This is a genomic window from Modestobacter sp. KNN46-3, assembly GCF_011039295.1.
Genome location: NZ_JAAKGN010000199.1, coordinates 1 through 7,162 on the forward strand (window position 1 = coordinate 1; position 7,162 = coordinate 7,162).

At 73.3% G+C, this 7,162-nt stretch carries 7 protein-coding genes; 3 read left to right on the plus strand and 4 right to left on the minus strand.

Annotation, left to right across the window (positions count from 1 at the left end):
- From G5C62_RS24235 to G5C62_RS24245, 3 genes are all read right to left on the minus strand, one after another.
- On the minus strand, positions 1-476 hold a 476-nt coding region (locus tag G5C62_RS24235; RefSeq protein ID WP_164703023.1), incomplete at its 3' end, for an alpha/beta hydrolase.
- 56 nt (positions 477-532) lie between these two features.
- Complete coding sequence (uvrA, locus tag G5C62_RS24240; protein WP_164703024.1) at positions 533-3,427, minus strand: excinuclease ABC subunit UvrA; 2,895 nt, start codon at positions 3,425-3,427, stop codon at positions 533-535.
- Between the two features lie 185 nt (positions 3,428-3,612).
- A complete protein-coding gene (locus G5C62_RS24245) occupies positions 3,613-5,067 on the minus strand; it encodes an amidase (RefSeq protein ID WP_164703025.1) in 1,455 nt (484 codons plus the stop codon).
- A gap of 47 nt (positions 5,068-5,114) precedes the next feature.
- Between G5C62_RS24245 and G5C62_RS24250 the strand changes: the two genes are divergently transcribed.
- Entirely contained in the window at positions 5,115-5,783 is a 669-nt protein-coding gene (locus G5C62_RS24250) for an MBL fold metallo-hydrolase (RefSeq protein ID WP_164703026.1), read from the plus strand.
- A gap of 35 nt (positions 5,784-5,818) precedes the next feature.
- On the opposite strand, the gene G5C62_RS24255 is transcribed toward G5C62_RS24250, so the two are convergent.
- Positions 5,819-6,097: a hypothetical protein gene (locus G5C62_RS24255; protein WP_164703027.1), complete on the minus strand. Its 279-nt coding sequence runs from the start codon at positions 6,095-6,097 to the stop codon at positions 5,819-5,821.
- A gap of 174 nt (positions 6,098-6,271) precedes the next feature.
- On the opposite strand from G5C62_RS24255, the gene G5C62_RS24260 reads away from it, so the two are divergent.
- Entirely contained in the window at positions 6,272-6,520 is a 249-nt protein-coding gene (locus G5C62_RS24260; protein ID WP_164703028.1) for a hypothetical protein, read from the plus strand.
- Complete coding sequence (locus G5C62_RS24265; protein WP_164703029.1) at positions 6,517-6,951, plus strand: hypothetical protein; 435 nt, start codon at positions 6,517-6,519, stop codon at positions 6,949-6,951. Before G5C62_RS24260 ends, G5C62_RS24265 begins: the two co-directional genes overlap by 4 nt.
- The last annotated feature ends 211 nt before the right edge of the window (positions 6,952-7,162 follow it).

Here is a 7,162-nt window from a genome sequence, read left to right on the forward strand (position 1 = left end):
GCCACGGCACCGTCCAGGGCGGACACCGTCTCGGCCAGCTCCGGCGACACCCCGATCGGTCCGGACAGCACCAGCCCGCTCAGCCCCGCGCCGTCCCGCTCGGCGCTGGCCAGCGCGATCACCGAGCCCATCGAGTGGCCCAGCAGCACCCGTGGCAGGCCCGGGTGCTCCTCGGCGGCGAGCCGGTGCAGGGCCTCGACGTCGTCGAGGACGCCGTCGGCGCCGGGCACCCCGAACCGACCGGGGCCGGTGACCTCGGCGGTCCGGCCGTGCCCGCGCAGGTCCATCGCGTAGACGGCCAGGCCCCGCTCGGTGAGCGCACCGGCCAGCCGCTCGTAGCGGCCGGAGTGCTCGGAGGCGCCGTGGACCAGCTGCAGGGTGCCCCGGACCTCGCCGGCGGGCAGCCAGCATCGGTAGGGGACGTCCACCCCGTCGGGGCGCGGGAGCACGGGCAGGTCGCCGGACGTCGTCGTCACGGTGGGTCCTCTCGTTCGGGGGCGCACGAGGCGGCCGCAACCGCCCCGTGCACCGGTCAGCTGGCCTTCTTACGGGCCTTCTTCTTCGGGCCTGCGGCCACCGCCGCGACGGCCTCCGGATCGAGGATCTTGGCGAGGAACCTGCCGGTGTGGCTCTCCGGGACCGAGGCGACGAGCTCCGGCGGCCCCTCGGCCACGACCACGCCGCCGCGGAAGCCACCTTCCGGCCCCATGTCGATCAACCAGTCGGCGCTCTTGATCACGTCGAGGTTGTGCTCGATGACGATGACCGAGTTGCCCTTGTCGACCAGCCCCTGGATGACCTGCAGCAGCTTGTTGATGTCCTCGAAGTGCAGCCCGGTGGTGGGCTCGTCGAGGACGTAGATCGTGCGGCCGTTGGAGCGCTTCTGCAGCTCGCTGGCGAGCTTGACCCGCTGCGCCTCGCCACCGGACAGCGTCGTCGCCGGCTGGCCGAGCCGGACGTAGCCGAGGCCGACGTCGGTGAGGGTGCGCATGTAGCGGGCGATCGCTGGGATGGCCGCGAAGAACTCGGCGGCCTCCTCGATCGGCATGTTGAGCACCTCGGCCACCGTCTTGCCCTTGTAGTGCACCTCGAGGGTCTCCCGGTTGAACCGGGCGCCCTTGCAGACCTCGCAGGGCACGTAGACGTCGGGCAGGAAGTTCATCTCGATCTTCAGCGTCCCGTCGCCGGAGCACGCCTCACACCGGCCGCCCTTGACGTTGAAGGAGAACCGGCCGGGCTGGTAGCCGCGGACCTTCGCCTCCGACGTGCTGGCGAACAGCTTGCGGACGTGGTCCCAGACCCCGGTGTAGGTGGCCGGGTTCGACCGCGGGGTGCGTCCGATCGGCGACTGGTCGACGCCGACGACCTTGTCCAGCTGGTCCACGCCGGTGATGGTGCGGTGCCGGCCGGGCACCATCCGCGCGCGGTTCAGCTCGTTGGCCAGGGTCGTGTAGAGGATGTCGTTGACCAGGCTGGACTTGCCCGAGCCGGAGACGCCGGTGACGGCGACCAGCATGCCCAGCGGGAACGCCACGTCGATGCCGCGCAGGGTGTTCTCCCGGGCGCCCTTGACGACCAGCTCCCGGCCCGGCGTCCGCTCGCGCCGGATCTTCGGGATGGTGATCTCCCGGCGGCCGGACAGGTACGCACCGGTGATCGACCGCTCGCTGGCGAGGAGGTCCTCGTAGGTGCCGCTGACCACCACCTCGCCACCGTGCTCGCCGGCGCCGGGACCGATGTCGACGATCCAGTCGGCCTGCTTGATGGTGTCCTCGTCGTGCTCGACGACGATCAGCGTGTTGCCCATGTCGCGCAGCCGGACCAGCGTCTCGATCAGCCGGACGTTGTCGCGCTGGTGCAGTCCGATCGACGGCTCGTCGAGCACGTAGAGGACGCCGACCAGCCCGGAGCCGATCTGGGTGGCCAGCCGGATGCGCTGCGCCTCCCCACCGGCCAGCGTGGCGGCCGGACGGTCCAGGGACAGGTAGTCCAGCCCGACGGAGACGAGGAAGGAGAGCCGTGCCTGGATCTCCCGGAGCACCTGGACGGCGATGGCCCGCTCGCGCTCGCCGAGCTCCAGGGCGTTGAGCCACTCGGAGGCCTCGCCGATGGACAGCCCGGTGACCTCGGCGATCGACCGGCCCATCATCTTGACGGCGAGGATCTCCGGCTTGAGCCGGGTGCCGTGGCAGATCGGGCAGGGCACGTCGCGCATGTAGCCCTCGTACTTGTCCTTCATGAACTCGCTGTCGGTGTCCTCGTGGCGGCGCTCGAGGAAGGGCAGCACGCCCTCGAAGGCGGCGTAGTAGCTGCGCTCGCGGCCGTAGCGGTTCTTGTACTTCACGTGGACCTGGTCCGGGGACCCGTGCAGGACCGACTTCTGGACCTTCGCGGGGAGCTCCTCCCACGGGGTGTTCATCGAGAAGCCGTTCATGTCGGCCAGCCCGCCGAGCAGCCGCTGGAAGTACTCGTTGCTCATCGAGCCGGCCCACGGGGCGATGGCGCCCTCGGCCAGGCTCTTGCCCGGGTCAGGGACGACGAGGTCGGGGTCGACCTCCTTGCGGGTGCCGATGCCGGTGCACTCCGGGCACGCGCCGAACGGCGAGTTGAACGAGAACGACCGCGGCTCCAGTGCCTCGAAGGACAGCCCGTCGTCGATGCAGGCCAGGTGCTCGGAGAAGGTGCGCTCCCGGTGTGCGTCGTCCTCGGGGAGGTCGACGAAGTCGAGCACCACCAGGCCACCGGCGAGCCCGAGCGCGGTCTCGACCGAGTCGGTCAGCCGCCGCTTGGCGTTCTCCTTGACCGTCAGCCGGTCGACGATCACCTCGATCGTGTGCTTCTCCTGCTTCTTGAGCGTCGGCGGCTCGGTCAGCGGGTGGATGGTGCCGTCGACCCGCACCCGGGAGAAGCCCTGGGTCTGCAGCGAGCTGAACAGGTCGACGTACTCGCCCTTGCGCGCCCGGACGACCGGTGCCAGCACCTGGAACCGGGTGCCCTCCTCCATGGCGAGCACCTGGTCGACGATCTGCTGCGGCGTCTGCCGCGAGATCGGCTTCCCGCAGTTGGGGCAGTGCGGCTGACCGGCCCGGGCGTACAGCAACCGCAGGTAGTCGTAGACCTCGGTGATCGTGCCGACCGTCGACCGCGGGTTGCGGTTGGTCGACTTCTGGTCGATCGACACCGCCGGCGACAGGCCCTCGATGAAGTCGACGTCGGGCTTGTCCATCTGGCCGAGGAACTGGCGGGCGTAGGCCGACAGCGACTCGACGTAGCGGCGCTGTCCCTCGGCGAAGATCGTGTCGAAGGCCAGGCTGGACTTGCCCGAGCCGGAGAGCCCCGTGAACACGATCATCGCGTCGCGGGGCAGGTCGAGGTGGACGTCCTTGAGGTTGTGCTCTCGGGCGCCGCGGACGACGAGCCGGTCCATGTGATCCCTGTCGGTCGCAGTGGTTCGGTGCTGGTCCGTTCGCGGGGCGGCGGGGACCAGTGGTGCAGTGCGGAGCTCAAGGCCGGTGAGGTGCATCGCCCAGTGGAACGGTGGCCCGACAGGCGGGCTTCCCGGCGCGGGTGTCGGCTGGGTCTCCCCCGCCCGCGCTGGGCGACGCTGCCCGGTCAGCCGGCGGGGCCGCCGACGCTTCCGGCCGGGTCGAAGACCGGCGCGTGCCGGCGCCAGGGCAGCCGGTCTTCGAGCTCCCCGGCCAGCCAGAGTAGCCGCGTCTCGGCCCCGGCCGGGCCGACGAACTGGACGGAGCTGGGCAGCCCGTCCCGCCCCGGGCCGGCCGGCAGGACGAGCGCCGGCAGACCCGCCACGTTCCAGGCCGACGTCCACGGCGCCCAGCGGGCGTTGGCCGTGATGTTGGCCAGGAAGCCCCGCTCGTGCCAGGGCCGGGCGGCGAGCGGCGGACCGGAGACGACCGGGCTGAGCAGGACGTCGACGTCGGAGAAGAAGTCGGCCATCCGGGCCCGGAACGCCGCCGCCGTCTGCGGCCGGACGAGGCCGGCCCGGCGCACCCAGCGGCCCAGCCGGGCGTGGGTGCGGCTACGCGGCTCCAGGGCCTGGCGGTCGAGCCCGAGGGCCTCGGCGTCGGAGTCGGCGCCGGCCAGCCACCGGGTGATGGTGCCCAGCGCCGCAGCCGGGGTGATCAGCGGCTCCTTCTCGACCACGACGTGTCCGGCGGCCCGCAGTTCGGCGACCACGGCGTCCAGCGCAGCGCGGCCGGCGGCGTCCAGCCGGACGCCGGGCACGGGCGACCGGGTCGACACCGCGATCCGCAGCGGGCCGACCGGGGCCGCCGGCTGGGCCGGCTCGGTGCCGGCCAGCACGGCGAAGCCGACGGCCAGGTCGGCGACGGTGGTGGCCAGCACACCGTTCTCCGCCATGCCCGACCAGCTGTCGGCACCGATCAGGGCGGGGACCACGCCGGAGCCGGGCTTGAGGGTGACCAGCCCGCAGGCGGCGGCGGGCAGTCGGAGTGAGCCCATGCCGTCGTTGCCCTGGGCCAGCGGGACGACGCCGGCGGACACCGCGGCGGCGCTGCCCCCGGAGGAGCCGGCGGCCGAGCGTGCGGTGTCCCACGGGTTGCGGGTGACCGTCCCCGGACCGTCGGTGGCGCAGTAGAGACAGAGCTCGGGCACCCGCGTGATGCCGACGACGACCGCCCCCGCGGCCCGCAGCCGGGCCACCACCGGGTGGTCGGCGCTCGCCGGCGCCGGCAGGTGGGCCGACGACCCGTCGGTGGCCACCTCGCCGGCCACCGCGACGTTGTCCTTGACCGCGATCGGGACACCGGCCAGCGGCAGCCGGGCCCGGTCGGGACGGGCGTCGACCGCGGCGGCCTCGGCCAGCGCGGCTTCGGTGCGGACGACCCGGAACGCCCCGATCCGCGCCTCCACCGCGGCCAGGTGCCGCAGATGGGCACGGACGACGTCGACCGCGGAGAGCTCACCGGTGCGGACCCGGGCGGCCAGCTCGGTCGCCGGCAGACCGACCACCCCGTCGAGCGTCGGCTCCCCGGACCCCGCCGCGGCCGGCGCGCCGGAGGGCCCGGAACCTGCACTAGCGTCCATGCCGACGAACCTAGACGGCGGCACCGACAGTCTCAGACGGGAGCGCGATGAGCGGGCAGACGTACACCGGGGACGTGCAGGTCGGTGGCCCCGCCGACGTCCGCGAGCTCCCGGGGCTGACCATCCGGAAGCTGGCCGTCAGCGAGATGGCGAACAACGTCTACCTGCTCACCAGCACCGCCACCGGGGAGTCGCTGCTGGTCGACGCGGCGGCCGAGCCGGCGGCGCTGCTGGAGCTGATCGGCGACGCCGACGTCCGCACGGTGGTGACCACGCACGGCCACTGGGACCACCACCGCGCACTCCCGGAGGTGGTCCAGGCGACCGGCGCGGAGACCGTCGCGCACCCGGCCGACGCGGCCGACCTGCCGGTGCCGGTCACCCGCCCGGTCTCCCACGGCGACACCGTCCCCGTGGGCGACCAGACCCTCGCGGTGGTGCACCTGCGCGGGCACACGCCGGGCAGCATCGCGCTGGTCTGGCGCGGCCCCGAGGGCGCCGGCACGCACGTCTTCACCGGCGACAGCCTGTTCCCGGGCGGCGTGGGCAACACCCAGTCCGACGCCGCCCGGTTCACCAGCCTGGTCGACGACGTGGAGAGCCGGCTGTTCGCCGAGCTGCCCGACGACACCTGGGTCTACCCGGGCCACGGCGCGGACACGACGATCGGCGCCGAGCGCCCGAACCTGCCGGAGTGGCGCGCCCGCGGCTGGTGAACGGGCGCGGGGCAGGGCCCGGTCCTCGAAGAGCCCTAGTCCTCGAAGAGCTCGACGAGCTCCTCCGCCGTCCCGGCCACGTGCAGCGGCACCACCGAGACCGACCAGTCGGGGCGGCGCTCGTCGAGGTCGACCGCGAGGTCCCAGGCCGCCCTCGCGGTGAGCGGGCCGAAGCACGCGTCGTCCCCGTCCTCCCCCACGGCGATCTCGACCAGCCAGTTGTCGGAGAGATCCGCCGCGAGCTCGTCGAAGTCGGCCTCGCTGTCCTCGTCGGGCTCCGGGAGGTCGGCCTGGACGGGGTAGATGAGCGCCATGCGGACACGCTAGACCGGCTCGCGGCCCGGACCGCCCTCCTCCGCCGCCTGCTCCGGTCGCCGGTTCGTCGACGCCGGACCGGGTAGTGCGCAACCGGAGCCGTGGACGAACGCGCCGCGGCCCGTCCGGAAGCGCCGTGTCCCTGCGGCCACCGCCCGAGCGAGGAGAGCTCCATGACCATGTCGAACAGCGACATCGCGACCGGCAAGCGCGACATCAAGTCCCACGAGACGACCAGCTTCGCCGACCTGGGCAAGGAGATGTGGGCCTACCTGACGGGCAAGGGCGCGGCGATCAACTACGAGTTCGTGGACATGACCGTCGAGGTGCCGCGGGAGACCGGCCCGGACGCACCCCGCGCCACCTGGCGGCTGAACGGGACGCTGCGCATCACCACCGCCGAGAACGCCAGCAGGGGATGAACCCGGAGGTGGGCCGCCTCGACGTGACGGGCGACCTGTCCATCGAGGTCGACGGTGCGCCCGTGCGGGTCACCGCCGCCGGCGGTGACGTCCACGTGGTCGCCGACGACGTGCGCGGGTTAGTGCTGGGCCTGCGGGCGGCGGCCACCGCCCGCACCGGGACCCGGCCCGGCCGCGCCGATCTCGCCGAGCTGGCCGGCGCGCTGGCCGATGCCGGGCTCACCGCCCGACTCGACTCACCGTCGCAGCACATCGTGACCGTCGGCGCGGGCGTCGACTCGTCGCTCGGTGGAGCGCTGCTGGGCACCCGGCAGGCGCGCCCGGACGCCGTCGGCATCGTCCGCGCCAGCGTCCGGGCCCGGGCTGTCGAGACGGCGCTGGGCGCGACGCTGCTCGCCCTCGGCTACGCGGTGGTCCGCCGCCGCAGGTGAGCGGGGCGCGGACCAGCGCGCTCCTCAGACATCCCATGGTTCGGGAGGTCAAGCCGCGGCCGCGGTGATTGCGGGCCAGGCGGCGTCCTCGTCGTAGCGGGTTCTGGTCTTGAGGCAGCCGTGGAGGATGCCGACGAGTCGGTTGCCGAGTTGTCGGAGGGCAGCGTGGTGTCCGGTGCCGCGGGCGCGGATCGCGTCGTAGTAGGCGCGG